Below are 24360 nucleotides of genomic sequence, written 5' to 3'. Positions count from 1 at the left end.
TGGGCGCTGCCGGAGGCGTCCGGCCGTGGTCGGAGCGGAGAGGTGGGGTGAGCACGTGCGCGTCCTCGCCCCGATGGCGTTGCTGGTCCTGGCCCTGGTGCTGTGCGCGGGCCCCGCCGTCGCGACCGCCCCGGGCGCCCACGGCGCCGCCCCGGCGGTCGTCGTCGGCTCGGACTGCTCGCAGCACCCGCTCACGCTGATGCACGCAGGGGACTGCGAGCAGGCCCCCCGCCGCGACGACGACGTGCCCGCCCCGTCGCTGCTGCCGGTCGCCGTGGTCGCCGTCCTGGCGGCCGGGCACACCGGCACCGCGCCGCCCGCCGCACCGGAACGGACGCTGTGCGCGCCGTCGCCGGTGGAACACCTCTGCGTGGACCGCAACTGAGGCGTGCGGTCACCCCGCCACCGCGTCCCCGCACCCGTTCCGACCCGGCCACCGCGCCGGGCCCCGTGGAGGAAGACTCCCGATGACCCGCAACGTCAAGATCTCCCTGGCCGTCGTCGGCGCGTTCGCGCTGATCGTGGCCGCGCTGCTGTTCGCGACGCGACCCGGCACCCCGGAGACCGGCGCCGCCGCCGGTGCGCCCGACAGCCTCGTCACCGCCGACGCCGCCCGCCTCAACGACGCCCCGAACGCCTCGGCCACCCTGGTCGAATTCGCCGACTTCCAGTGCCCCGCCTGTGGCCAGGTCCAGCCGATCATGGACCAGCTGGTGCAGCAGTACGGCGACCGCGTGCAGTTCGTGTTCCGCAACTTCCCGCTGCCGATGCACCAGAACGCCGAGGCCGCCGCGCTCGCCGGCGAGGCCGCCCGCGCCCAGGGCGCGTTCCACCCGATGTACGAGCGCCTGTTCCAGACCCAGCGCGACTGGTCCGAGTCCCCGGACGCGGCGACGGTGTTCCGCGGCTACGCCCAGGATCTCGGCCTCGACCTGAACGCCTACGACGCCGCCGTCGCCGACCCGGCGACCGCCGCGAAGATCCAGGCCGACAAGGACGCCGGGCTCGCCGCGGGCGTCGAGGGCACCCCGACGATCTTCGTCAACGGTGAGAAGGTGCAGCTCCGCTCGGTGCAGGACATCACCGACGCCCTCGACGCCGCGGTGAACCGGTGAGCGTCCCCTCCACGGCGCGGACCGAGGAGTTCTCCCGTGTCACCACCGGCGCCCCGGCCGTGCCGGGGCCGGTACCGCGGTTCCTGCCGTGGCTGCTCGTCGTCGGCGGCGTGCTGGGGCTGATCTCGGCGTTCACGCTGACCGTCGAGCGTATCGAGCTGTTGATCGACCCGGCCTACACGCCGTCGTGCAGCATCAACCCGGTGCTGTCCTGCGGGTCGGTCATGACGACCCCGCAGGCGGCGTTCTTCGGGTTCCCGAACCCGCTGCTCGGGATCGGGGCGTTCGCGGTCGTGGTGACGACGGGTGCGGCCCTGCTGGCCGGGGCCCGCTTCCCGCGCTGGTGGTGGGTGGGGCTGACGGCCGGGTCCGCGCTCGGCGTCCTCTTCGTGCACTACCTCATCGTCCAGAGCCTGTACCGGATCGGCGCGCTCTGCCCGTACTGCATGGTCGTGTGGGCCGTGACGATCCCGATCTTCTGGTACGCGCTGCTCGCGACCCTGGACGCCCTCGGCGGCGGCGCGCGTGCGCTGCACGCCCGGCTCACCGGCTACCACGCGGTGCCGGTGGTGCTGTGGTTCCTGGTGGTCGTCGGGCTGATCCTGCAGCGTTTCTGGACCTACTGGTCCTCGCTGCTCTGAACCGGCCCGCGGGGCCGGGGACGTGCGTCCCCGGCCCCGCGACGGTCAGCGCTCGCCGGTGGTCCGTTCCTCCGCGACCCGCTCCCGGGCCGCCGGCTCCCCGGCGGGCCGCTCCTCGAGGGCCCGGTCCTCGGAGCGGGCCGCGCCGTCGTCGGGGGTCCCGCCCAGCTCGGACTTCAGGATGCGGGTGGACCGGCCCACCGAGCGGGCCAGGTCGGGCAGCTTCTTCGCGCCGAACAGCAGCACGACGACCAGCAGGACGACGAGCAGCTGGGTCGGTCCGGGTGGGGTCATCGGATCCTCTCCTTCTCCTGCCGGGAGTCCGCGGCGCGGATCCCCAGCACGTGACGCAGGTACAGCGGCCGCGTCGCGGCCACACACGACAGGAACGGCAGCACGACGGCGGCCAGCAGCGGCCACACCGCGGGCGGTGGCGCCGCCATCCCGAACAGGGGGGCGAGCGGGGTGAACGGCATCGCCAGCCCGGCCAGGACCACGGCCGTCACCGTCGCCACCACCGGCCGGGCGGCGCGCCCGGCCCGCGTCCGCAGCAGGAGCAGCACCAGTACCTGGGACAGCACCCCCTCCATGAACCAGACGGCCTGGAACACCGCCTGCTCCTGCGGGGTGTCCAGGCCCAGGAAGCGCCACACCGCCCAGAACGTGACCAGGTCGAACGCCGAGGCCAGCGGCCCGAGGACCGCCATGCACCACAGCATCCCGCGGGTGTCCCAGCGCCGGGGCCGCGCCGTCCAGCCCGGCTCGACCCGGTCGAACGACAGCGACAGCGCGGCCACCCCGAACAGCACGCCCTGCAGCAGCAGCTGTGCGGGCAGCAGCGGCAGGAACGGCAGCACCGCCGAGGCGACCAGCACCGACAGGGCGTTGCCGACGTTCAGCGCCGCGGTCACGGTCAGGTAGCGGGTGGCGCGGCCCAGGGTCCGCCTGCCCTCCTCGACCGCGGAGACGACGACGTCGGGGCTGCGGTCGGCCAGCACGATGTCCGCGGCCGCCCGGGCGGCGGGCACCGCCCCGTCGACGCCGATCCCGACGTCGGCGATCCGCAGCGCGCCGACGTCGTTGAGGCCGTCGCCGAGGAACCCGACGGTGTGCCCGCGGGCCTGCAGTGCGGCGACGACCCGCTCCTTCTGCAACGGCCCGAGCCGGGTGAACAGGGTGGTGCGCGCCACCGCTCGGGCCAGCGCGACGTCGTTGAGTGCGTCGAGCCCGGCGCCGTCGAGCACCCCGGTGACGGCGATCCCGGCCCGCGCGCACACCTGCTCGGCGACGGCGGTGTCGTCGCCGGTCAGGACCTTCACCGCGACGCCCTGCTCGGCGAAGCGCTCCACCGCGCGGGCCGCGGACTCCCGCACCGGGTCGACCATCCCGACGAAGCCCAGCAGCAGCAGGTCGCGCTCGGGGTCGTCGTCGTCACCGGCGCCGAGCGGACGCAGCAGCGGCGTCCGGCGGGTGGCGACGGCGACGACCCGCAGCCCGGTCGCGCGGTGCCCGGCCGCGGCGTCGGCGGCCGCGGTCCGCAGCGACGCGGTCAGCTCCACGGCCCCGCCGTCGCGGGCGACCCGGGTGCAGCGGGGGAGCACGGTGTCCGGGTCGCCCCGCACGATCACCAGCTCACCGGGGTCGTGCGCGTCGCGCAGCACCATCGCCGAGCGCCGCCGGGAGTGGTCGAACGGCAGCTCCTCGACCCGGGTGAGCAGGCCGTGGGCCAGCAGCGCCGACCCGTCCCGGTCGGCGGCGGACACGGCGTCGTCGAGGCCGTCGCGCGGGGTGGTCTGGAAGCGCACCGCGACCGCGGCCGCGTCGGCCGGGGCGGGGTCGGGGCGGCCGTCGACGTCGACGGAGTGGGTGAACACCACCCGGTCCTCCGTGAGCGTGCCGGTCTTGTCCAGGCAGGCGACGTCGATCGAGCCGAGGTCGTGGATGGCCTCCGGGCGGGTCACCAGTACCCCGGACTCGCGCAGCCGGGCCGCGCCGCGCAGCAGCGTGGTCCCGACGATCAACGGCAGCAGCTCCGGGGCCAGGCCGACCGTCACGACGACGGCGAACAGCAGCGCCTGCCGCACGTCACCGGACACCTCGACGTTCACCAGCAGCACCAGCGGCGCCGCGAGCAGCATGCAGCGCACCAGCGCCCGCCGCACCGACCGCAGTCCCCGGTCCACCTCGGACTCCGGACGGGGACGGCGGCCGCGCCCGGCCAGCTCCTCGGTGTGGGTGTGCGCCCCGGTGGCCAGCACGACCGCCGTCGCGGTGCCGCGGACCACGGTGCTCCCGGCGAACAGCAGCGCCGGGAGCGCGGTGAGCGGGCGGTCGTCGGTCCCTGCCCGCGACGGCCGTCGCCGCGGCGCCGGGCGCGGCTCCCGCGACGACGGGGGCGCCTTCGTCACCGGCAGCAGCTCCCCGGACAGCGACGACTGGTCGACCAGCAGGTCCCGGGCGTGCAGCAGCCGCGCGTCGGCCGGGACGGGGTCGCCCGCGCCGAGCAGCACGACGTCGCCGGGCACCAGGTCCTCCGGCGGCACCTCGCTGTCCCGCGGTGCGGTCCCGGGCGCCGGGCGGCGGCGGACCGTCACGGTGGTCGCGGCGTGCGCGCGCAGCTCCCGCGACAGCCGGTCGCTGCGGGCGGCGTGCCACAGGCGCAGCCCGACGCCGAGCGCGGCGACGACGAGCACCAGCGTCGCGCTGCCGGGGCTGCCCGCGACGGCGAGCAGCACCCCGAGCACGGTCATCAGGCCGGAGAACGGGCCGGCGAGCGCGCGGCGGGCCCACACGGCCGCGCCCGGGCGCCGGACGGCATCGGTGGCGTTGTCACCGTGGGCGTGCAGGCGCAGTGCGGCGGTGTCCTCGCACAGTCCGCGGCGCGCGGACTCCAGGCCCCGGAGCAGCGCGAACGCGTCGGCGCCCGCCCAGTGCCGCAGTGCGGGCCCGCCGGGCGTGACGGGCGGATCGGCCGGCGGGGGCGGTGGCCGCGCCGCGGCACCGTCGCGCCCGATCGTCCGGTCCAACGGTGCCCCTCCGGTCCCCGGCACCGCGCCCGGCGCCGCCCGGTACGGTAACAGTTGCGTAAGTGACGCAACTGTCTGGAGGCCCGGTGGAGACCGCCCCCGAGGACCCGCAGCCCCTCGACCCCGAGCTGCTGGCAGACGCGGCCGCGGCGTTCGGGATGCTCGCCGCGACCTCGCGGCTGCAGATCGTCTGGCTGCTCGCCGACGGCCCGCGCGACGTCGGCACCCTCGCGACGACCCTCGGCCAGCCGGTGGCGACGGTGAGCCAGCACCTGGCGAAGCTCAAGCTCGCCGGGCTGGTCCGTGCCCGCCGCGAGGGCCGCCACCAGATCTACGTCATCGCCGACGCCGGCGTGGTCGAGGTGGTCCGGACCGTGGTGGCCGCGCAGGACCGCAGGCGTGAGCCGGGCGCCGTCCGCGGGCGGGGGATCGCGTGACGCCGCCGCCGGGCCCGGTGCCCCCGGACCGTCCGCGTCCGGACCGGGCCGGGGCACCCCGTGTCCCCGGCGTCCCGCCGGCTCCGGGCGCGCCGCGGGCCGGGACCCGGGGTACGGCGCCGCGGGACACCCGGTCGCCGGGCGTGTGGCCCCGCTCCGGCGGCCCGCCGGCGGCCCGCCCCGGCGCCCCGGCCGGCCCCCGTCCGTCGCGCGCGGTCCCCGGTGCTCCGTCGGGCGGCCCGGCCCGGCCCGCCGGACGCCCCGCGTCGGCCGGCCCGCGGGCCCGGCCCGCCGACCCCGGCACCCGCCCCACCACCCCGATCCGCCCGGTCGCCCCCTGGCCCCGCGCCGAGCAGCGCGCCCCCGCCCCGTTGCGGCACCGCGCCCGCGGTCTCGTCGCGGCACTGTCGGTCGCGGTCTTCCTCGCCACCGGCGCCGGCTGGGCGATGGTCGGCGGCACCAGCGGTCTGACCACCGCGGACGTGACCGGACCGCACGTCGCCGACGGCGCGACCGACATCCTGCTGGTCGGCAGCGACTCCCGGGTCGACGCCCGCGGCAACCCGCTGCCCCGCGAGGTCCTCGACGCCCTGGACGCGGGCGACGCCGACGGCCAGGACAACACCGACACCCTGATGCTGGTCCGCATCCCGGACGACCCCGACCTCGGCGCCTCCGCGGTGTCGATCCCGCGCGACTCCTGGGTCGACGTCCCCGGCCTCGGCACACACAAGATCAACTCTGCGCTGGCGCGCGGTGCCGCGATCGCCCGGCCGGACCTGATCCGGCGGGGGCTGAGCGGGCCGGACCTGGAGCGGGAGGCCAACGCCGCGGGCAGCAGGCTGCTCGTGCGCACCGTCGAGGAGCTCACCGGCGTCTCGATCGACCACTACGCCCAGGTCAACCTGGCCGGGTTCGCCGAGATCACCCGCGCGCTCGGCGGCGTCCCGGTGTGCCTCAGGGCCCCGGTGCGCGACAGCTACTCCGGCGCCGACTTCGCCGCGGGCCCGCAGACCGTGCAGGGCGCCCAGGCCCTGCAGTTCGTCCGGCAGCGGCACGGGCTGCCCGAGGGGGACCTCGACCGGGTCCGCCGCCAGCAGGCGTTCCTCGCAGGACTGACCCACCGGCTCCTCTCGGCGGGCACCCTCACCGACCCGACGGCCGTCGCCGACCTGATGCAGGCGGTCAACGGTGCCGTCGTGCTCGACCAGGGCTGGGACCTCACCTCGATGCTCGCGCACGCCGCGCAGCTGCGCGGTGACCGGGTCACCTTCCGCACCATCCCCACCGGCCGGGCCGACTACCGGACCGGCAGCGAGGGTGTCGCGGTGGAGGTCGACCCGGGGCAGGTCACGGCGTTCTTCGCCGGGCTGGCCGCGCCCGGGGCACCGGCCGACCCCCGGGGCGGCGACGACGCGGACAGCGCCGCGCCGGCGACACCGGCCCCGGCGGAGAGCGGGACCGGACGGGCCGCGGCGCCCCGGGGCGACCCGACCCCGGCCGCCGACACCCAGCCCGAGCTGACCGCCGACGGGGTGCCCTGCGTCGATTGACGCGGCCCCGTCACCCCGGCCGAGGAGCCTCCCATCACCGAGATCATCGACTTCCTGACCTCCGTCCCGTTGTGGGTGGTGGTGCTCGTCGCGGGGCTGGTCACCCTCGGCGAGACCACGATCGGTGTCGGGCTGGTCCTGCCCGGCGAGACCGTGCTCATCGCCGCCGCGATGGCCGTCCCGGACGTCCCGGCCGCGGTGCTGGTCACCGGGGTGGTCGCGGTCGCCGCCGCCTGCGGCGACGCGATCGGCTACGCGATCGGCCGCCGTTTCGGCCCGCGGCTGCGCGAGTCGCGGGTCATCGGCCGGATGGGCCGCGACGCCTGGGACGACGCCGCCCGCACCCTGCGCCGCTGGGGTCCGTGGGCGGTGCTCGGCGCCCGGTTCCTGCCGGTGGTGCGCACGATGACCCCGGCCGCGGCGGGGGCGTCCGGGCTGCCGCTGCGGCGGTTCCTGCCCGCCGTCGTCGTCGGGGCGACGGTCTGGTCGGCCGTGCACGTGACCGCCGGGTTCCTGCTGCGCGAGGCCGCCGAGCAGTTCGAGAAGGCCTTCGGGATCGCCGGCTGGGTGGTCCTGGCGGTCGTGGTCGTCGCCGGCGTTGTCGGGTGGCGGGTGCGGCGTCGTCGCGCCGAGGCCCGCCGGGCCGCCGCCCGCGAGACCGTCGCCGCCCTGGCCGAGGAGCGCCGCGACGCCGCCTGACGCCGGTCGTGCCGCACCGGGTGCGGGCCCGGACCGGCGACGGCAGGATGGCCCGGATGAAGGCAGCCGGCTACTCCCGTGAGGGCACCGCCCGCGACGTCCTGACCGTCGGTGAGATCGACACCCCGGAGCCCGGTCCTGGCCAGGTCCGGGTCCGGGTCCGCATCTCGGCGGTCAACCCGACCGACACCAAGACCCGCGACGGCACCACGTCACGGCCCTTCGACGGGGTCCGCATCCCGCACCAGGACGGCGTGGGCGAGATCGACGCCGTGGGGGAGGGGGTCGACCCGTCTCGGATCGGGCAGCGGGTCTGGACCTGGCTCGCGTCGCCGGGCGGCGACGGCGGCGCCGCGCTCGCCGAGTGGGGCACCTGCGCGCAGTACACGGTGCTGCCGGCCGAGCAGGCCACGGTGCTGCCCGACGGCGCGCCGGACGACCTCGGCGCCTGCCTGGGTGTCCCGGCGATGACCGCCTACCACTGCCTGTTCGCCGACGGCCCGGTCGCCGGACGGACGGTGCTGGTCACCGGCGGTGCGGGCGCGGTCGGGCACTACGGCATCCAGCTCGCCCGCTGGGCCGGGGCGACCGTGGTGACCACTGTGTCCGGTCCGGAGAAGGCCGAGCTGGCCCGGGCCGCCGGCGCGCACCACGTCGTCAACTACCGCGACGGCGATCCCGGCGCCGCGATCCTCGACGCCGCCGGACCGGTCGACCGGATCGTCGAGGTCTCGCTCGCCCACAACCTGGCCCAGGACCTCGCGGTGCTGCGCAACGGGGGCGCGGTCGTCTCCTACGCCGCCACCCCGCAGGACCCGTCGATCCCGGTCCGCGCGCTGATGGGGGCGAACGCGGTGCTGCGGTTCGCGCTGCTCTACACCGTGCCCCGCCCGGTGCTGGCCGACGCGGCCCACGGGCTGGGCGTCGCGGCCGCGCACGGAGCGCTGACCCCGCTGCCGGTCACCCGGTTCGGGATCGACGATGTCGTCGCCGCGCACGAGGCCGTCGAGGCGGGGACGACGGGCAAGGTCGTGGTCGACCTCTGACCTGTTCCGGTCGGCCACCCCCGCCGGTCCGGCGCGCCCTCAGCGCCGGATCGGCGGGTTCCGGTCGCGCCGGGCCAGCAGCACGGCCGCCCCCGCCGCGACGACGACGAGCCCGGCCAGCAGCAGCGACCAGCCCAGGATCGACGGCGCGTTCGGATCGGTCGAGATCACCGAGGCGTTGATCTGCGATACCTCTCCGGGGACGAACTCCCAGGTGACGGTGCCGCCGTCGGTCTCGCCGTCGGACTCGACGACCTCGCCGGGAAAGCTCATCGCGAGCCGCACGTCGGCCCGGTCCACCGGCATCGTGGTCAGGTCGGCCCGGCCCTGCACGGCGATCCGTTCCCCGACCCGGCGCAGCTCCAGGTTCGCCCGCCCCGACGCGTTCCCGCCGAGCAGGTTCAGCTGCGAGACCTGGGCGAAGGTCAGGTTCTCGAAGGCCGCACGGGTGCCGACGAAGCCGTCCTGGTCGTACGGCGACAGCTCGACCTCGCCCGCGAGGTCGGCCGGGACCGCCATCTGCGGGCCGCGGCCGTCCGGTGCGCCCTCGGGCGTCGCGACGACGATCGTGCCGTCGACGGTGTCGTCCGGCTGCACGGCGAGGGCCACCTGGACCCGGGTGCAACCGGTCAGCGCGAGGAGGGCCAGCACCGCGAGCAGCACGAGCGCACGCGTCCGGGATCGACGGCGTGCGGGCGGCGCGGTGCGGTGCGGCGGCATGGCGTCATCGTGCCACCCGGGTACGACGGTCCCGGCGTCACTCGGGGGCGTGTGTCGGGTGATCCGTGGGAAGCAGCGGCAGCTCGCGTCCGAGCACGGCGAACGGGCGCGGGTCCCCGGTGAACAGGTGCTCGCGCAGCACGTCGACGAACCCGGCACGACGGTAGAGCCGCCACGCCCGGCCGGGCGTGGCGCGGCCGTACTCGGGGGTGGACAGCAGCATCCGGGCCCGGGCGGCGTCGCGGGCCAGCGCCCGCAGCAGCGACTCGCCGATGCCCGAGCCCTGTGCCTGCGGGTGGACGTGCAGCTCGGTCAGCTCGAAGTAGTCGGTCAGCCAGTCGGCGCTCACGGCCCCGGGCTCCCCGCGACGGGCACGCAGCCCGCGGCGGACCTCCTCGAACCACCACTGCCCGGGGCCGCCCCAGTAGCCGTAGCCGATGCCGGTGAGCCGGTCCTGCTCGTCGAGCCAGCCGACCGAGCGCCAGCCCGGCCGGTAGGAGTGCTCGAGCCACAGCGAGCGGCGCTGGCGTGCGGTCGACCGCGGGTAGCCCATCGCGGTGACGTAGACGTCGATCGCCTCGCCCAGCCGGTCGGCGAACTCGCTGCGGCCGAGGCCGACCAGGCGCGCCCGTGACGGTGCGGCGGTCACCGCGAGCACCGGCCCCGGCGGGGACCGCACGCCCGCGCCGGGGCGGGGTCGGTGTCCGGGTACATGTCCCCATCACACCACGCCCGGCCGGTCCCGGCGGGTCCGGACCGCGCACCCCGCCACGGTGCCGGTGGGTGAGTGGCGCCACCCGGTCACCCGACTTGACGCGACGATCGAACACGCGTTCTACTGGCGTACATCGAACGCGTGTTCGACGCCGGGCGTCCGGTGGGCGGAGTGGGGGAAGCACCCCGTCGCCGGGCGTCCCGGAGACCGATTCCGGTGGTGGGAACCGAGGCCCGGCCACCGGGTGGAGGGCGTGGTGATGCCAGTGGGCGGCTTCTCGCGTTTGTTCCGGTCCCGCCAGCCGGCGGCGATCGACGTGCGCTGGCAGAACGGTGAGCCGGTCGAGTTCTCGCGGCGTCCGTCGCGCCGCGGGGAACATTTCCTGGTCACCGGGGTTCGGGACCAGTGGATCGAGGAGTCCCCGTGGCCGTTCCCGTCGCCGATGCCGGTGGGCGGGGATCGGCTGAGCTGTTGGCGGGTGCTCGCCCGGTCGGTGCAGGACCCGCAGGAACCGCCGCGTGAGGTGGTGCTGCGGATGCGGTCCGGTCCGGGCGTGTGGGACCTGGTGAAGGTCGACTGAGAGGTGCGGGAGATGCGGGAGGTGCGCGTGCGGAGCAGGACGATGGAACTGGACCTGGCGCTGCCGTCGCCGCGGTCCGCCGGGGCGCGACGGCCGGGCGACGCCCCGGCGGGCGCCGCGCGGCCGGAGCGGCGGTCCGGCCGGGTGCGGCCGGTCGCCGACGGGCTGTGGCCGCTGGACTGCGGCGCGGCCCGGGGCGCGGGACGGGGCGCCGCCGACCGTACGGGGGCCGCCGCCGGGGCGGCGCCGTCCCGGCGGGGGAGCGGCCGGACCGGTGCGGACCCGGCCGGGACCGGGTGCACCGGCCGGCCCGGTCGGGCCGGGGAGACCGGCGCCGCCGGCCGGTCCGGGCAGGTGATCCCCCTGCCGGGCGCATCCGTGCCGGCGGACGGGGGCACCCCGCAGCGGACCGGGAGCACCGCGGGGTCGGCCGGGGGCACGGCCCGTCCGGCCGGGGGCACGGCCCGCCAGGCCGGGAGCGCTGCCGGGTCGGACGAGGGCGCGGCCCGTCCGGCCGGGCCGGTGCCCCTCCGGTCGCCCGCGCCCGCCCCGCCGTCGCGGGATGCGCTCGGGCTGCTGCGCCAGGCCGCCGAGCAGCTCGCCGAGGCGCACCGGGAGACCGAGCCGCTGCATCGCTACCCGGCCGCCTACCTCGCCGCGCTGCGTGCCGGGGCGGCGGTGCTGGCGATGCGGGCCCGGCCCCGGACCCGCCGGGGCGCCCCGCGTGACGTCTGGCGGCTCCTCGCCGAGGTCGCTCCGGAGCTGGAGGAGTGGGCGGCGTTCTTCGCCGGGTGCTCGCGGCTCCGGATCGAGGCCGAGGCCGGGATCGGGCGGCACATCGACCGGCGTGCCGCCGACGACCTGCTGCGCCAGGCCGAGCAGTTCGTGACCCGGGTGCAGCTGCTGCTGCCCCGGTGAGGTCCGTCCGCCGGAGCGGCGGGCCGCACGGGGGAGCGGATCGGCGGACGGCAGGAGAGCGGGAGCGGGCGGGGCCGAGGAACGGACCGGGAGGGGCCGGTCAGGCCGAGGCGGCGGGGCGCGAGGCGCTGCGCAGCACCCTGCCCAGCAGCGCGGTGAACACCGCGGAGATCTCCCGGGCGCCCGGGGTGTCCCAGGCCTGGATCGGCAGGCAGGCGCCCTGGGCCTGCTGGACCGCCGAGCGGTCGGGCAGGACGCTGTTGAACACCAGGGGGCCGAACAGCTCGCGCAGCTCCGAGATCCGGAACTCGTGCTCGGTGTTGCGCGGCCGCACCCGGTTGACCAGCACGCCCAGCGGCTGCAGGCGGTCGTTGGACCGCTCGCGCTCGGTCTGGACCGCGTCGAACGCGCGCTGCACGCCGGACACCGAGAACATCGTCGGGTCGGTCACCAGGATCGCCCGGTCCGCGGCGGACAGCGCGCTGCGGGTCAGCTGCCCCAGCGACGGCGGGCAGTCCACGATCACCAGCCGGTAGCGCTCCTCGGCGTGCTCGGAGCCACCGGAGTCGTCGGTGATCAGCTCGCCGGCCAGCCGCTGCAGGGCGCGGTCCAGCCGGTACAGCTGCGCCGCCCCCGGGTCGGGGTGGTTGTGCCGCTCGGTCTGCTCCGCGCCGACCAGCACGTCGAGGCCCTCGCCCCACGCCGACGGCGCGATGGCCCGTTCGACCACCGCGCGGCGCGGCTCGTCCAGCACGTCGGCGACGGTCGCCGTGGTGGGCTCCGGGTCGAGCGCGGTGGTGGCGTTGGCCTGCGGGTCGAGATCCACCACGAGGGTGGAGACGCCGTGCCGCTGCGCCGCGCCGGCCAGACCCAGTGCGACCGTGGTCTTGCCGACGCCACCCTTGAGACTGAGCGTGGCGACGACCTGCACCCACCCAACGTACCGTGCGGTCCGGCACGGTCGCCGAGCGGAGTGCAGGTGATCGTCGGGCGCCCGGTCGTGGGCGTCCCGGCGGGCGGGCGGGCCGGGCACCGGCGGGGGCCACTAGTCTCGGTGCCGTGGGATCGCCGACACGCGAGCAGGCCGGAGCAGCGCGCGGGGCCGCCGTGTTCCGGGTGCTGGACAGGGAGATCGACCGTGTCCGCCGGGACACCGGGGCCGCGCCCCGGGTGCTCGACGTCGGCGGGGGCAGCGGCACGTGGGCGGTGCCGCTGGCGATCGCCGGCTGCGCGGTGACCGTCGTCGACACCAGTCCCAACGCGCTGGCGACGCTGGCCCGGCGCGCCGGTGAGGCCGGCGTGACCGACCGGATCACCCCGGTGAACGGCGACGTCGACACCCTCGCCGAGGTCGCCCCGGCCGACGGCGCCGACCTCGTCCTGGGCCACGGGCTGCTCGAGGTCGTCGACGGCCCGGGCCGGGTGCTCGCCGCGCTCGCCGCGGCCGCCGCCCCGGGCGGGGCGGTGTCGGTGCTGACGGTCGGGCGCTACGGCGCGTTCATCGGGCGACTGGCCACGGGCCGGCTCGCCGAGGCCCGTGCCCTGCTCACCGACCACGAGGGCCGCACCGGTACCGACGACCGGCTGCTGCGCCGGTTCGACGCGCACCGGCTGCAGGAGCTCACCGCCGAGACCGGACGGCTGCGGACCGAGATCCTGCAGGGTGACGGCACCCTCGAGGCGTGGCTGCCCGGTCCCGGCCAGGAGGGCGAGACGGCGGGCCGCGACGAGCGTGACGAGCTGGACGCGCTCGCGTCGCAGGTCGGCGCCCTCGCCGAGGTCGCCCCGCGGTTGCATCTGCTCGCCCGGCGGTACTGACACCCGTCCCCGTCGCCGGTGACCGACGGTCGCCTTCCGGCTGCCGTCGGTGACCGGTCGTCCGACGTTCACCCGGCTGCCCACCCCCGTCCGGGTGGGTCTGCGACAGTCCGGGTGAGCGACGACACGCCGCGCCACGCCGTCCGCTCGACGATCAGCCGAGCGGGTTGGACGGTCCGGGTGGTCGCGGCACGATTCGCCTCGTACTCTGGACATCAGACGCCCAGGTTGGGGCGCCCGTCGTACCGGCCGGGGCGAGGAGGCCCGGGTCGACTGCGGCCTACCGTCCGATTACGTGTGCCGGAGGTGAAGGCATGCCGCTCTCCGAGCACGAGCAGCGCCTGCTCGAACAGATCGAACGCGCCCTCTACCAGGAGGACCCCAAGTTCGCGTCCTCGGTCAGCGGTAGCCGGCGGAGCAAGCCCGCCCGGCGCCGCCGCATCCAGGGCGCCGTCCTGTTCGTGGTGGGCCTCGTGCTGCTCGTCGCCGGGATCCCCTTCCGGGCACTCTGGCTCGGCGACCTGCCGATCCTCAGCATCGTCGGCTTCCTCGCCATGCTCGGCGGCGCGCTGCTGGCGGTCACCTCGATCGGCGCCCGTCGCGGCGGCGAAGAGACGACCGGTCAGGGCGGGGCCGCCCCGAAGGACAAGCAGTCCGGCGAGAGCGGCGGTGGCTTCACCGGCCGTATGGAGGAGCGCTTCCGGCGCCGCTTCGAGCAGGAGTGACACCGGGCGGCCTACCCGGCCGCCCGTACGACGCCCGGCGGGGCGGGACACCGACTCGGTGACCCGCCCCGCTGTCGTGTGCCCGGCACCGGCTGCCCGATGTGCCGACCGTCGGCACCAGCGGTCGCCGGTGGACGGGAGCCGCCGCACGGGCCGGACCGGCGCCGTCGACCGCCCCCGGCCGGATGACGCCGCCGACCGGACGCCGGCCGCTGGTCGGGGCGCTGGGGGCTGCGATCCCCGCGCCCGCGCGGAGATCCGCGGCCCGCGTGCGTCCGGACGCACGCGCGGAGCGGATCATCGCGCGGACGGTGGGCGGGCCGGCGGCGCTCGCCGGGCGGGTCAGCCCCGCTCGGCGGGCTCTCCGGCCGTGTCGATGTCGGCGGCGCCGTCGTCGGCCGTCGGGTCGTCGTCGGACGGACGGCGCCCGCGCCGGACCGCCTCCGGAACCACCGAGGCCGGCAGCACCCGGGCCCGCAACGACGTCCCGCCGGCCGCGATCGCCGTCCGCACCTCGTCCACCGGGCCGTCGAGCGTGCCGGGCTCGGGCAGCATCCCGCCGTACCAGCTCGCCTCGACCCGGCCCGCCAGCTCCCGCAGCGCCTCGGCGGGGCGCCCGGACAGGCCGTGCCGCTCGGTGATGCGGTCGGCGGCCGCGCGGACGGTGTCCCCGGGCGGCACCGGGACCCCGTGGTCGCGGGAGGCGGCCAGGACCTCGTCCCATGCCGCCGCCGCAGCGCCGTCGCCGCCCGCCCGGGCCAGCCCGGCCCGGCGGGAGTACTGGTGCCGGCGCCACAGGCCCGGGGTCAGCACGACGGCGAGCACCGCGGCCGCCAGCAGCAGCGCCACGACCAGCGGCCACCAGGACCCGGTCGCGGCCGACGGCTGGTCGGCCGCCTGCTCCTCGGTGGGCGGAGGCTCGGGGGTGGGGCCACCGGCCTCGGGGGGCGGCGGCGTCGCGGACGGCTCGGGCTGCGGGGTCTGCTCGGCGGCGGTCGTGCCGCCGTCCTGCTCCCGGGCCTGCTGGACGTAGGCCGGGTCGATGGTGCGGCCGTCGGCGAGCGGGGTCGGGTCGAAGGTCATCCAGCCGTAGCCGGGGAACCACGCCTCGACCCACGCGTGGGCGTCCTCGGTGGTGATCGTGCGGGCCCCGGAGCCGTCGGCGTCGCCTGCGGTGAAACCGACCGCCACCCGGGCCGGGACGTCGACGGCGCGCAGCATGACCGCCATCGCCGAGGCGTACTGCTCGCAGTAGCCGGTCCGGCCGCGGGTCAGGAAGTCGACCAGGGCGTCGCCGTTTCCACCCGGCGCGGTCGCCAGGCTGTAGGTGAACGGGGAGCCGGGCCCGGTGAAGTGGTCCTCCAGCGCCATCGCCCGGTCGAACGGCGTCGTGGCCCCGGCGGTCACCTCCCGGGCGATCGCGGTGACCCGCGGGTCGACACCGTCGGCGTCGAGGTAGGCCCGGTCGACCGTGGTCGGCCCGGACGCCGCGCGCAGCTGGTCGGCCGACGGCTCCGGCAGCCGCATCGACTGGGTCCAGCCGTCCTCGGACTGTGCGCGCTCGCTGTAGACGATGCCGCCGTCGGTGTCGTAGGCCCAGCTCGGTGAGTTCACCGCGATCCGGGTCGGGTCGCCGAACACCGGGAGCCAGTAGTCGCGGAAGCCCAGGTTCTCGACCTGCACGTCCTGCGACGCAGCCGGCCCGGACGTCGACGGCGGCAGCGGCCCGGTCAGCGGCACGCCCGGCAGCGGGCGCCCCGCCTTCCAGCCCTCCTGCGGCACGTAGGTCTGCAGGGTGAGCGCGCGCAGGTAGGTCGGGGTCTGGAGTCCACGGACGCCGAACAGCGGCCGCGGCTCGCTGCGGGTCAGCTGCCCGCGCAGCGAGGTGAACGGGTTCAGCCCGATCGAGCCGTCGGCGTCGCCCCCGGTCCCGCCGGTGGCGTCGAAGCGACCCGAGGTCCCCACCGACGATGCCAGCAGTCCGGCCAGCAGCGAGCCCACGACGGCGACCGCGACGACCGCGGCCCCGGCCGGGATCTGCCGCAGCCGGTCCGGACGCAGGAGCAGCAGCACGCCGTAGCCGAGCGTCGCCGCGACCACGGTCCACCAGGGCAGCAGGCCCGGCTGCAGCGCCGTCGGCACCGCGAACACCACCAGCAGCGGCACCCCGGCCGCGGCCGGGGCGGCCACGGTCACCGCGAGCCCGAACACCGCGATCGCGATCGTGCCGAACCCGAGGGTGACCAGCAGCAGGATCTCCGGGCTCGCCGCGACCGGCGGCAGGCCGCTGTCGATCTGCTGCCCGGCCCCGCCGAGCAGCCCCGACAGCTCGGCGAACGCCGACGGCCCGGGGAGCACCCCGAGCACGCCGCTGCCGGTGAACCACGCGGTCACCAGCAGGACCAGGGCCAGCAGCTGGCCGGGCGCGACCAACCAGGCCCGCAGCGGCAGCAGCAGGCCGCCGACCAGCGAGACCAGCACGACCGCGACGGCGGCGTGGGCGAACCAGGCCGCGCCCTGCACGACCGAGCTCATCGCCGTCCCGGCGAGCAGCACCGCGACGGCCGTCGCGACCGGTCCCAGTACGACCGTCCAGGCCGGGGCACCCGGCGTCCGGCCCGCGGGCGCGGCGTCGGGGACGGGCGCGTCGGGCGGCGGCGCGGGCCGGACGGGGGGCCGGGTCGGCGCGCTCATCCGGTCGCCCCCGCGATACCGGGCGAGCCGCAGGCGTCCGCCCAGGCCCGCTGGACGGTCATGTCGGAGGTGACGACGGTGGCGTGCCACCCGGCACGGCGCAGCGCGGCCGCCGCGACCGACGCCGGGCGGGACCGCGTCGCGGCCGACCAGGTGTCGACGTCGAGGACGACGGCGTGCCCGCCGCGCGGCCAGGCCGAGACCAGCGCGGTGACGTCCTGCGGCGCGGTCCCGCCGAGCACCGCGAGCACGCCCTCCGGGTGCCCGGGACCGGGGCCGGGCGCGGTGAACCCGGTGCTCGCCGAGGGCCGCAGCAGCGCGAGCGACTCCAGCCGCGGGGGGACGGCGTCCGCACCGGTCACACCGGGCGGCACGTCGCCGACGGTGTCGCCGGACTCGTCGACGAGTGCGACGGCCTCGCCGCGCTGCAGCAGATGGACCGCGACACTGGCGGTGAACGCCACCGCCCATTCCAGGCTGGAGGCGGGCCCGTGTCCGCGGTGGGCGCTGTCGCGCCGGTCGATCAGCAGGGTCACGCCGGACGGGTCGGGACGGTCGTCGAGGCGGACCATCAGCTCGTCGCGCCGGGCGCTGGAGCGCCAGTGCACACGGCGCAGCTCGTCGCCCTGGCGGTACGGGCGGATCAGCACGTCCGGGGTGCCGGGGCCGGGACGGCTGCCGCCCTCGGCGCCGCGCCCGGCGGCGGTGGAGGTCAGGGCCGGGCGCCCGGTCAGCGGGGTGACCCGGGGGAGGACCAGCAGCCGGTCGGCGGGCAGCAGGTCGTGGCGGAACTCGGCGAGGCCGAGCGCGTCGGTGCCGCGACCGCGCAGCGGACCGATCCGGTACGCGCCACGGACCGCGGGCCGCACCGGGTAGCCGACCCGGGCACCGCGCCGGCCGAGCCGGTGCACGGTGAACCGCGGCGGGTAGCGGTCGGCGGGACCGGCGGCGTCGGGCACGTGGTCGGCGATCCGCAGTGCGCCCAGCAGGGCGCCGCCGGCGATCCGCAGCAGCACCGTGCCGCCGCTGCCCGCCTCCAGCCGCGCCGGCTCCAGGGTGCGCCCGACCTGCAGCGAGCGGCGCGACCGCAACGCGACGACGAGTGCCAGCAGCGGCAGCAACAGCACGAACGCCCCGATCCGGACGAGGTCGCGCTCGTCGAGCACGATCGCCGAGACGACCATCGCGGCGCCGCCGGCGAGCAGGCAGCGCCCGCGCACGGTCAGCCCGGCCCGCCGTTCCCGGCGCGGCGCGCCGCCGGCCGCGAGCGGCGCCGACGACCCGGACGACCCGGGTGCCGCCGGGTCACCGGGCTCGGTGGGAGCCGGTGACCCGGACGGCGCGGTCGGCGCCACCTCAGCTCCGCGGCGGGGACGGCACCGCGACCCGCGCGACGGCGGCCCGCACCAGGTCCGCCGGTGTCCGGCGGGCCGCGACCCCCTCGGGGCCCAGCACCAGCCGGTGCGCGAGGACGGGGACGGCGACGGCCTGGACGTCGTCGGGCACGACGTAGCCGCGCCCGGCGGTCGCCGCCCAGGCGCGGGCGGCCCGCAGCAGGTGCAGGGTCGCGCGCGGCGACGCACCGAGGCGGACCTCGGGCAGCCGCCGCGTCGCCCCGACGACCTCGACGCAGTAGCGGCGCACCTCCGCCGCGGTGTGCAGGCCGCGGACCCCGGCGATCATCGACCGCAGCGTGCGCAGGTCGGTCACCGGCCGCAGCCGCTCCAGCGGGTCGGTCGAGCCGTGCTCCTCCAGCATCGCCAGCTCGGCCGCCGGGTCCGGGTAGCCGACCGAGACGCGGACCGTGAACCGGTCCTGCTGGGCCTCGGGGAGCGGGTAGGTGCCGTCCATCTCCACCGGGTTCTGGGTGGCGACGACCATGAACGGGTCACCCAGCGGGTAGGTGCCGCCGTCGACGGTGACCTGGTGCTCGGCCATGCACTCCAGCAGCGCCGACTGGGTCTTGGGCGAGGCCCGGTTGATCTCGTCGGCGATCACGACGTTGGCGAACACCGGGCCGGGCCGGAACTCGAACTCCGAGGTCTGCCGGTTGTAGACCGACGAGCCGGTGATGTCGCCGGGCAGCAGGTCCGGGGTGAACTGCACCCGGCTCACCGCCCCGTCGACGGCCCGGGCGAGTGCCTTGGCCAGCGTGGTCTTGCCGACGCCCGGCACGTCCTCGACGAGCAGGTGCCCCTCGGCGAGCATCGCGACCAGGGCCAGCCGGATGGTGTCGGGCTTGCCGACGATGATCCGGGCCATCGCGGCGGCGATCCGGCCCGCCGCGTCGGCGACGGCGGCGGCGTCCATCGGCTCGGGCGCGTAACCGGGGTGCGCACCGCCGGCCTCGGCCCGGCGGAGGGGACCACCGGACGGCGACGGGACGGGTGGCACGGAGGGCGCGGACGGCGCGCTCGACGACAACGGGCCTCCTCAGGAGACGGCTCGGGTGACCCCAGTCTGTCAAACGTCCCCCGATCGGGACCGGGCGCCGCCACCCGGCCTCGACCCGCTGCCCCGTACGGCCGAACGCGACGCGCTCCGGGTCTCGCCGGCGGCCCCGGGCGGAAGGTCCCCACGAGGTCCCCCCGCGGCGCCCCACGGTGGTTCCCCACGCCGCTCCGCCGCGCGGCCGCCGATCCCCCACCGCCCCCCACCCGGGCTCACCACGGTCCCCCACCGTCTCCCCACCCGTTCCCGCACCGGATGACCCGATCGGCCCGGGAAACGTCTCTGACCAGGGACGACGCCGGCGGGGGAGCGGTGGGGCGCAGGTGCGGCCGGAGCGGCCGGAAACGGCCTCCGGGCGTCGCGCGACCGGGTGGCGCGTCGCGCGCCCCCACTGTCCCCCACCACCTCTGACCTGGGAAAACATCGGACCGGTGGTCGGAGATCCGCCCGTCTCGGGTTGACGGTGGGTGAGTGTGGGGTAGTGTGGTGATCGCTGGGACGAACAGGGGTCCCAGGTGGAGGTGGGGTCGGTGTTCCTCGGCACCTACACCCCGAAGCTGGACGACAAGGGGCGGCTGACGCTGCCCGCAAAATTCCGCGACGAGTTGCGAGGCGGCTGCATGATCACGAAAGGGCAGGACCACTGCCTCTACGTGTTCACCCGTGACGCCTTCACCGAGATGGCGCGCAAGATCGCCGCGGCCCCGCTGACGAACGAGTCGGCGCGGGTGTTCCAGCGGAACCTCTTCTCGGGCACCGACGAGCAGAACCCCGACGGCCAGGGCCGGATCGCGATCCAGTCCGAGCTGCGCCGGTACGCCGGACTGTCCAAGGACTGCGTGGTGATTGGCGCGTTCACGCGCGCCGAGATCTGGGACGCGCAGGCCTGGCAGGAGTACCAGGAGCGGCACGAGGACGAGTTCGCCAAGGCCCAGGAGGAGGTTCTGCCCGGGCTGTTCTGAGTTCCGCTGGCGGGCGGGACGACGGACGGCGGCAGTACCTGAGCAGGACAGTACGACCGACAGCGGACGACACCACCGTCGCCGCCCCGACCCGGGTGCCGTGATCGAGTCGGCCCTGGCACACCTTCCCCGGTGCCAGGTCCGTCTCGGCACGGCCCCCGGGTGGGGACGGCGCCGGCGCCCACCCCGACTGGGGAGTTCGGGTGGCGCGGTGGCGCCCGCGCGTCTTCGGGCGTGGAGCGGACCGGTTGTGGGAGCCGGCACGCCACACCCACGGACATCGACCCTCCCGGTCCCGGCCCCCGTGGCCGGGACCGGGTACGGCCGCCGCACCGGCGGCCCGCACGACACGCACGCACCACACGGGGACGGACGGCGCACCGGGGGGTGGGACGTGGACGGTACTTCCGGCGACGGCGCCACCCCGCGCGACGAGCGCGCGCCCGGTGACCGGCACACCCCGGTCCTGCTGGACCGCGTCTCCGAGCTGCTCGACCCCGCGCTGCGCGACCGCGACGCCGTCTACGTGGACGCCACTCTCGGCATGGGCGGCCACGCGGCGGCGCTGCTGGCCGCGCACCCCCGGCTGACCGTCGTCGGCATGGACCGCGACCCGCAGGCCCTCGAGCTCGCGGGCCGCAGGCTGACCGCCTACGCCGACCGGCTGCACCGGGTGCACACCGTCTACGACGACGTCGCCGGCGCGCTGGAGCAGGCGGGCGTGCCCGCCGCCGACGGCATCCTGTTCGACCTGGGAGTCTCCTCGCTCCAGCTCGACGAGGACGCCCGTGGCTTCTCCTACTCCCGCGACGCCGACCTCGACATGCGGATGGACCCGACCACCGGGCCGACGGCCGCCGACGTCCTGAACTCCTACGCCGCCGGCGAACTGCGCCGGATCCTGCGGGAGTACGGCGAGGAGCGGTTCGCCGGACCGATCGCCAACGCGATCGTCCGGACCCGGGAGAAGCGCCCGTTCACCCGCAGCACCGAGCTCGTCGAGCTGCTCTACGGCGTGGTCCCGGCCGCGTCCCGGCGCACCGGCGGGCACCCGGCGAAGCGGACCTTCCAGGCACTGCGCATCGAGGTGAACCGCGAGCTCGAGGTCCTGCGCGACGCGCTGCCCGCGGCACTGGACGCGCTCGCCCCGGGTGGGCGGATCGTCGTCCTGTCCTATCACTCGCTGGAGGACCGGATCACCAAGCGCGTGCTCGCCGAGCGCGTCCGCTCGCGGACCCCGGTGGACCTGCCGGTGGAGCTTCCCGGACACGGACCGGAGTTCCGGCTGCTCAGCCGGGGCTCCGAGCAGGCGTCCGACTCCGAGATCGCCCGCAACCCGCGGGCCGCCCCGGTACGGCTGCGCGCGGCGGAACGCGTGGAGGACGGGCCGTGAGCACCCGTGGCACGGATCCGAGCACGCAGGCAGCACCGGCACGGCGGAGAGGCAGGAACCCCCGATGAGCACACCCGTCATCGAGCGCCCGGGCACCCCGGGCGGTGGCCGGCAGCGGCCCGACACCCGCCAGAGCCGTCGTACCGCGGCACCTCCGCGGATCCCGGCCCAGCGCGGCCCCGGCGACGCCCGACGGGTGGCCGACCAGCGCCGCCGTAGCGCGGCCAGGGAGAACACCGGCCGCGCGAAGTTCGTGCTGGTCGTGATGGTCCTGCTGGTCTCGGGCCTGATCGCGACGCTGTGGCTGTCGACCGCCGCGGCGGCCGACTCCTACTCGCTGCAGGCGGCCCGGGAACGGACCGCGTCGCTCACCGAGCAGTCCGAGGCGCTCCGCAAGGAGGTCACGGTGCTGCAGAGCCCCGGCTCGCTCGCCGACCGCGCCGCGGCCCAGGGCATGGTCCGGGTGACCGACCCGGCACGCCTGGTGGTCGCACCGGACGGACGCGTCGACGTCGTCGGGGAGCCGAGTGCCGCCGTCGCCGCGGCGCCGCCCGCCCCGCCCGCCGCCGACGCCCCGCAGGCCCCGCCCGCGCAGCAGACGCAGCAGCCGGGCGCGGCCACCACCGACCCGGCCGCCGAGGGCGGCGACGCCGCTCCGGGCGCCGCCGGCGCCGGTGAGGGCACCGAGCACGAGGTCCCGGCCGACACCCGGGCGGCGGGCGGGAACTGATGGTCTACGCGCCGCCGCGCCCCCGGCCGCGGGGGCAGGGTCCGCGGGGCGGCCGGCGCCGGTCCCCGGCCGACGACCCGCGGTTCCGGCTGCGCCTGGCCTGGGTGGCGCTGGCCGCCCTGCTGCTGGTGTCCGGGGCGAAGCTCGTCGTCGTCCAGACGGTGCAGGCGGGCACGCTGACCGCGGACGCGGAGAAGCAACGCGCCAGCCGGATCGTCATCCCGGCCGAGCGCGGCGCGATCAGCGACCGCAACGGCGCCGTGCTGGCGTTCTCCACCGAGTCCAAGGCGCTCGTCACCAACCCGCGCCTGATCAACTCCACCAAGGGCGCGGACGCGGTCGCCTACAAGAACCGGATGGCCGACGCCGTCGCGGCGGTGACCCACGGCGACCCCGAGGAGCTGAAGCGGGCGCTGAACAGCGACCGCGGTTACGTCGTGATGGCCACCGCGGTCGACCCCGGGCCCGCCCGTGACCTCCGGACGCAGTTCCCGGAGATCGCCGAGGAGAGCCGCGAGGCGCGCCAGTACCCCAACGGGACGCTGGCCTCGAACATCATCGGCGCAGCGACCTGGAGCGCCGACGCGCAGAAGCTGATCGGCCGGATCGGCCTGGAGTCCTCCGACGACGAACTGCTCGCCGGTCGCGACGGCTTCCAGATCGCCGACACCGCCGAGGGCAGCGGCACCGTCATCCCCGGCAGCGTGCGCTCCGAGCAGGCCGCGGTGTCCGGCTCCGACGTGCAGCTGACGATCGACTCCGACCTGCAGTTCCAGGTGCAGCGGATGCTCGCCGACTACGCGGGCCGCGCCGAGGCGCGCAGCGGCTCGGCCGTCGTCCTCGACCGGGCCACCGGGCAGGTGCTCGCGCTCGCCGACAACACCTCGTTCGACCCGGCCCAGCTGCTGTCCGCGGACCCGAACTCGCTGGGCAACAAGGGCGTCACCACGCCCTTCGAGCCCGGCTCGGTCAACAAGGTCGTCACCATGGCCGCCGCACTGGAGGCCGGCGTCGCCAAGCCCGACGACGTGCTCGACGTGCCCGGCAGCATCGAGGTCGCCGACCGCACGATCAAGGACGCCTGGGCGCACGGCGTCGACCGCTACACGCTGACCGGTGTGCTGGCGAAGTCCTCCAACGTCGGCACCCTGATGACCGCGCAGAAGGTCGGCGAGGACCGCTTCTCGGACATGCTCGCGAAGATGGGCGTCGGGCAGAAGACCGGTGTCGGGCTGCCCGGCGAGAGCGGCGGACGGGTCCCGGCCCGCGCGACCTGGTCCGGCTCCACCTTCGGCAACCTGCCGATCGGGCAGGGCCTGTCGATGACCGTGCTGCAGATGGCCGGGATGTACCAGGCCATCGCCAACGACGGCGTCCGGGTCCCGCCGCGGATCGTCGCCGCGACGACCGGCCCGGACGGCGTCCGGGTACCGACCGAGGCGCCCGAGCCGGTACAGGTGATGTCGCCGCAGACCGCGCAGACCCTGCGGACGATGCTCACCGCCGTCACCCAGAAGGCGCACGGCCAGTCCGGCACCGGGCCCGCCGCCGCGGTGCCCGGCTACGAGGTGGCGGGCAAGACCGGCACCGCCCAGCAGGTGGACCCGGCGACCGGGGCCTACTCGCGCTCCCAGTACTGGATCACCTTCGCCGGGATGCTCCCGGCCCAGGACCCGCGGTTCGTGATCGGGATCATGCTCGACGCCCCGAAGGGCGGGACGAGCGCAGCGCCGCTGTTCCACGACATCGCCTCCTACCTGGCCCAGCGCGACGCCGTGCCGGTCCAGACCGCGCCGCAGCCGGTGCAGACCCTGCAGATCCGGTGACGGCGCGGCCGGGTGCGGTCCGGCTGCGTCGGACGGTCCCGGCCGCTGCCCACCCGTACGGGGCCCGGCCGGGCCGCCGTGCACCCCGCCCGACGAGCCGCCCACCGGCCCGGAACCTGCGCCGGATGGCCGTATCCGGCTCGTCGGACGGCCGTGTGCCGGTCGTCGTTCCGCCGCCCGCCGCGACCGCCTCCGCGAGCGGTCGCGGGCGCCTGACCGGGACGAGGGGCGGCCCGCGCCGGTCGGTAACCTCCGGCCTGTGCCCGACCTCCACACCGCAGCCACCGCCCGCTCCCGGAGCACCGGCGGAT

Annotated in this window: 23 protein-coding genes; 15 read left to right on the top strand and 8 right to left on the bottom strand. The window is 76.7% G+C overall.

Translation table 11 applies throughout. The annotated features are described in order from the left end of the window. Nucleotides 1-55 precede the first annotated feature (55 nt). The 3 genes from DMP15_RS20285 (at nucleotide 56) to DMP15_RS20275 (ending at nucleotide 1756) form a co-directional block, all read left to right on the top strand. Nucleotides 56-385, top strand: a complete 330-nt coding sequence (locus DMP15_RS20285; protein WP_073573934.1) for a hypothetical protein — start codon at nucleotides 56-58, stop codon at nucleotides 383-385. 82 nt (nucleotides 386-467) lie between these two features. After that, nucleotides 468-1115 (top strand): DsbA family protein, encoded by a 648-nt coding sequence (locus tag DMP15_RS20280; protein ID WP_062402120.1) that lies wholly within the window; start codon nucleotides 468-470, stop codon nucleotides 1113-1115. Continuing rightward, nucleotides 1112-1756, top strand: a complete 645-nt coding sequence (locus DMP15_RS20275; RefSeq protein ID WP_337826307.1) for a vitamin K epoxide reductase family protein — start codon at nucleotides 1112-1114, stop codon at nucleotides 1754-1756. The genes DMP15_RS20280 and DMP15_RS20275 overlap by 4 nt, the downstream gene beginning before the upstream one ends. Before the next feature lie 45 nt (nucleotides 1757-1801). Here the strand turns inward: DMP15_RS20275 and tatA are convergent, their stop codons facing one another. After that, on the bottom strand, nucleotides 1802-2050 hold the full coding sequence (gene tatA, locus DMP15_RS20270; RefSeq protein WP_073573933.1) for a twin-arginine translocase TatA/TatE family subunit: 249 nt from the start codon (nucleotides 2048-2050) through the stop codon (nucleotides 1802-1804). Beyond that, entirely contained in the window at nucleotides 2047-4782 is a 2736-nt protein-coding gene (mgtA, locus tag DMP15_RS20265) for a magnesium-translocating P-type ATPase (protein ID WP_337826306.1), read from the bottom strand. The genes tatA and mgtA overlap by 4 nt, the downstream gene beginning before the upstream one ends. Before the next feature lie 86 nt (nucleotides 4783-4868). Here mgtA and DMP15_RS20260 point away from each other — a divergent pair, with 86 nt between their 5' ends. The 4 genes from DMP15_RS20260 (at nucleotide 4869) to DMP15_RS20245 (ending at nucleotide 8517) form a co-directional block, all read left to right on the top strand. Next, nucleotides 4869-5219 (top strand): ArsR/SmtB family transcription factor, encoded by a 351-nt coding sequence (locus DMP15_RS20260; RefSeq protein WP_301549196.1) that lies wholly within the window; start codon nucleotides 4869-4871, stop codon nucleotides 5217-5219. 143 nt (nucleotides 5220-5362) lie between these two features. Continuing rightward, on the top strand, nucleotides 5363-6772 hold the full coding sequence (locus DMP15_RS20255) for an LCP family protein (protein ID WP_337826305.1): 1410 nt from the start codon (nucleotides 5363-5365) through the stop codon (nucleotides 6770-6772). Between the two features lie 78 nt (nucleotides 6773-6850). Beyond that, nucleotides 6851-7471, top strand: a complete 621-nt coding sequence (locus DMP15_RS20250) for a DedA family protein (protein ID WP_337826304.1) — start codon at nucleotides 6851-6853, stop codon at nucleotides 7469-7471. A gap of 56 nt (nucleotides 7472-7527) precedes the next feature. Beyond that, entirely contained in the window at nucleotides 7528-8517 is a 990-nt protein-coding gene (locus DMP15_RS20245; protein ID WP_179760369.1) for an NADPH:quinone reductase, read from the top strand. Nucleotides 8518-8556: 39 nt separating this feature from the next. On the opposite strand, the gene DMP15_RS20240 is transcribed toward DMP15_RS20245, so the two are convergent. Together DMP15_RS20240 and DMP15_RS20235 are read right to left on the bottom strand one after the other, a co-directional pair. Beyond that, complete coding sequence (locus tag DMP15_RS20240; RefSeq protein WP_179760368.1) at nucleotides 8557-9237, bottom strand: LppM family (lipo)protein; 681 nt, start codon at nucleotides 9235-9237, stop codon at nucleotides 8557-8559. 37 nt (nucleotides 9238-9274) lie between these two features. Further along, nucleotides 9275-9886: a GNAT family N-acetyltransferase gene (locus tag DMP15_RS20235; RefSeq protein ID WP_073574082.1), complete on the bottom strand. Its 612-nt coding sequence runs from the start codon at nucleotides 9884-9886 to the stop codon at nucleotides 9275-9277. 325 nt (nucleotides 9887-10211) lie between these two features. On the opposite strand from DMP15_RS20235, the gene DMP15_RS20230 reads away from it, so the two are divergent. Both DMP15_RS20230 and DMP15_RS20225 read left to right on the top strand, forming a co-directional pair. Next, nucleotides 10212-10532 carry a hypothetical protein gene (locus DMP15_RS20230; RefSeq protein WP_051050348.1) on the top strand — a complete coding sequence of 107 codons (321 nt, stop codon included), beginning with the start codon at nucleotides 10212-10214 and terminating at the stop codon, nucleotides 10530-10532. Nucleotides 10533-10574: 42 nt separating this feature from the next. Then, entirely contained in the window at nucleotides 10575-11450 is an 876-nt protein-coding gene (locus tag DMP15_RS20225; RefSeq protein ID WP_337826303.1) for an SAV_6107 family HEPN domain-containing protein, read from the top strand. 100 nt (nucleotides 11451-11550) lie between these two features. Here the strand turns inward: DMP15_RS20225 and DMP15_RS20220 are convergent, their stop codons facing one another. Further along, nucleotides 11551-12381: a ParA family protein gene (locus tag DMP15_RS20220; RefSeq protein WP_073573930.1), complete on the bottom strand. Its 831-nt coding sequence runs from the start codon at nucleotides 12379-12381 to the stop codon at nucleotides 11551-11553. 128 nt (nucleotides 12382-12509) lie between these two features. Between DMP15_RS20220 and DMP15_RS20215 the strand changes: the two genes are divergently transcribed. Together DMP15_RS20215 and DMP15_RS20210 are read left to right on the top strand one after the other, a co-directional pair. Next, on the top strand, nucleotides 12510-13268 hold the full coding sequence (locus DMP15_RS20215; RefSeq protein ID WP_337826302.1) for a class I SAM-dependent methyltransferase: 759 nt from the start codon (nucleotides 12510-12512) through the stop codon (nucleotides 13266-13268). A gap of 314 nt (nucleotides 13269-13582) precedes the next feature. Continuing rightward, nucleotides 13583-13993, top strand: coding sequence for a DUF3040 domain-containing protein (locus DMP15_RS20210; RefSeq protein WP_100880227.1), 411 nt, complete (start codon nucleotides 13583-13585; stop codon nucleotides 13991-13993). 342 nt (nucleotides 13994-14335) lie between these two features. On the opposite strand, the gene DMP15_RS20205 is transcribed toward DMP15_RS20210, so the two are convergent. From DMP15_RS20205 to DMP15_RS20195, 3 genes are read right to left on the bottom strand one after another with little or no spacing between them, the layout of a single operon-like run. Beyond that, nucleotides 14336-16687, bottom strand: a complete 2352-nt coding sequence (locus tag DMP15_RS20205; protein WP_337826301.1) for a DUF3488 and transglutaminase-like domain-containing protein — start codon at nucleotides 16685-16687, stop codon at nucleotides 14336-14338. Beyond that, nucleotides 16684-18042 (bottom strand): DUF58 domain-containing protein, encoded by a 1359-nt coding sequence (locus tag DMP15_RS20200; RefSeq protein ID WP_337826300.1) that lies wholly within the window; start codon nucleotides 18040-18042, stop codon nucleotides 16684-16686. Before DMP15_RS20200 ends, DMP15_RS20205 begins: the two co-directional genes overlap by 4 nt. A 1-nt stretch (nucleotide 18043) precedes the next feature. Then, nucleotides 18044-18997, bottom strand: a complete 954-nt coding sequence (locus tag DMP15_RS20195) for an AAA family ATPase (protein WP_073574079.1) — start codon at nucleotides 18995-18997, stop codon at nucleotides 18044-18046. A 671-nt stretch (nucleotides 18998-19668) separates the two neighbouring features. On the opposite strand from DMP15_RS20195, the gene mraZ reads away from it, so the two are divergent. The 4 genes from mraZ (at nucleotide 19669) to DMP15_RS20175 (ending at nucleotide 24049) form a co-directional block, all read left to right on the top strand. Then, nucleotides 19669-20100, top strand: a complete 432-nt coding sequence (gene mraZ, locus DMP15_RS20190) for a division/cell wall cluster transcriptional repressor MraZ (RefSeq protein ID WP_043276508.1) — start codon at nucleotides 19669-19671, stop codon at nucleotides 20098-20100. 394 nt (nucleotides 20101-20494) lie between these two features. Beyond that, entirely contained in the window at nucleotides 20495-21493 is a 999-nt protein-coding gene (gene rsmH, locus DMP15_RS20185) for a 16S rRNA (cytosine(1402)-N(4))-methyltransferase RsmH (protein ID WP_073574078.1), read from the top strand. 64 nt (nucleotides 21494-21557) lie between these two features. Continuing rightward, nucleotides 21558-22223, top strand: coding sequence for a septum formation initiator (locus DMP15_RS20180; RefSeq protein ID WP_337826299.1), 666 nt, complete (start codon nucleotides 21558-21560; stop codon nucleotides 22221-22223). Next, nucleotides 22223-24049, top strand: a complete 1827-nt coding sequence (locus DMP15_RS20175; RefSeq protein ID WP_100880231.1) for a peptidoglycan D,D-transpeptidase FtsI family protein — start codon at nucleotides 22223-22225, stop codon at nucleotides 24047-24049. The genes DMP15_RS20180 and DMP15_RS20175 overlap by 1 nt, the downstream gene beginning before the upstream one ends. Nucleotides 24050-24360: the final 311 nt, after the last annotated feature.

This window comes from Pseudonocardia sp. UM4_GMWB1, assembly GCF_017312155.1.
Taxonomy (GTDB): domain Bacteria; phylum Actinomycetota; class Actinomycetes; order Mycobacteriales; family Pseudonocardiaceae; genus Pseudonocardia; species Pseudonocardia alni.
Note: the sequence above shows the minus strand (reverse complement) of the source record. Positions and strands in the feature narration are given on the sequence as shown.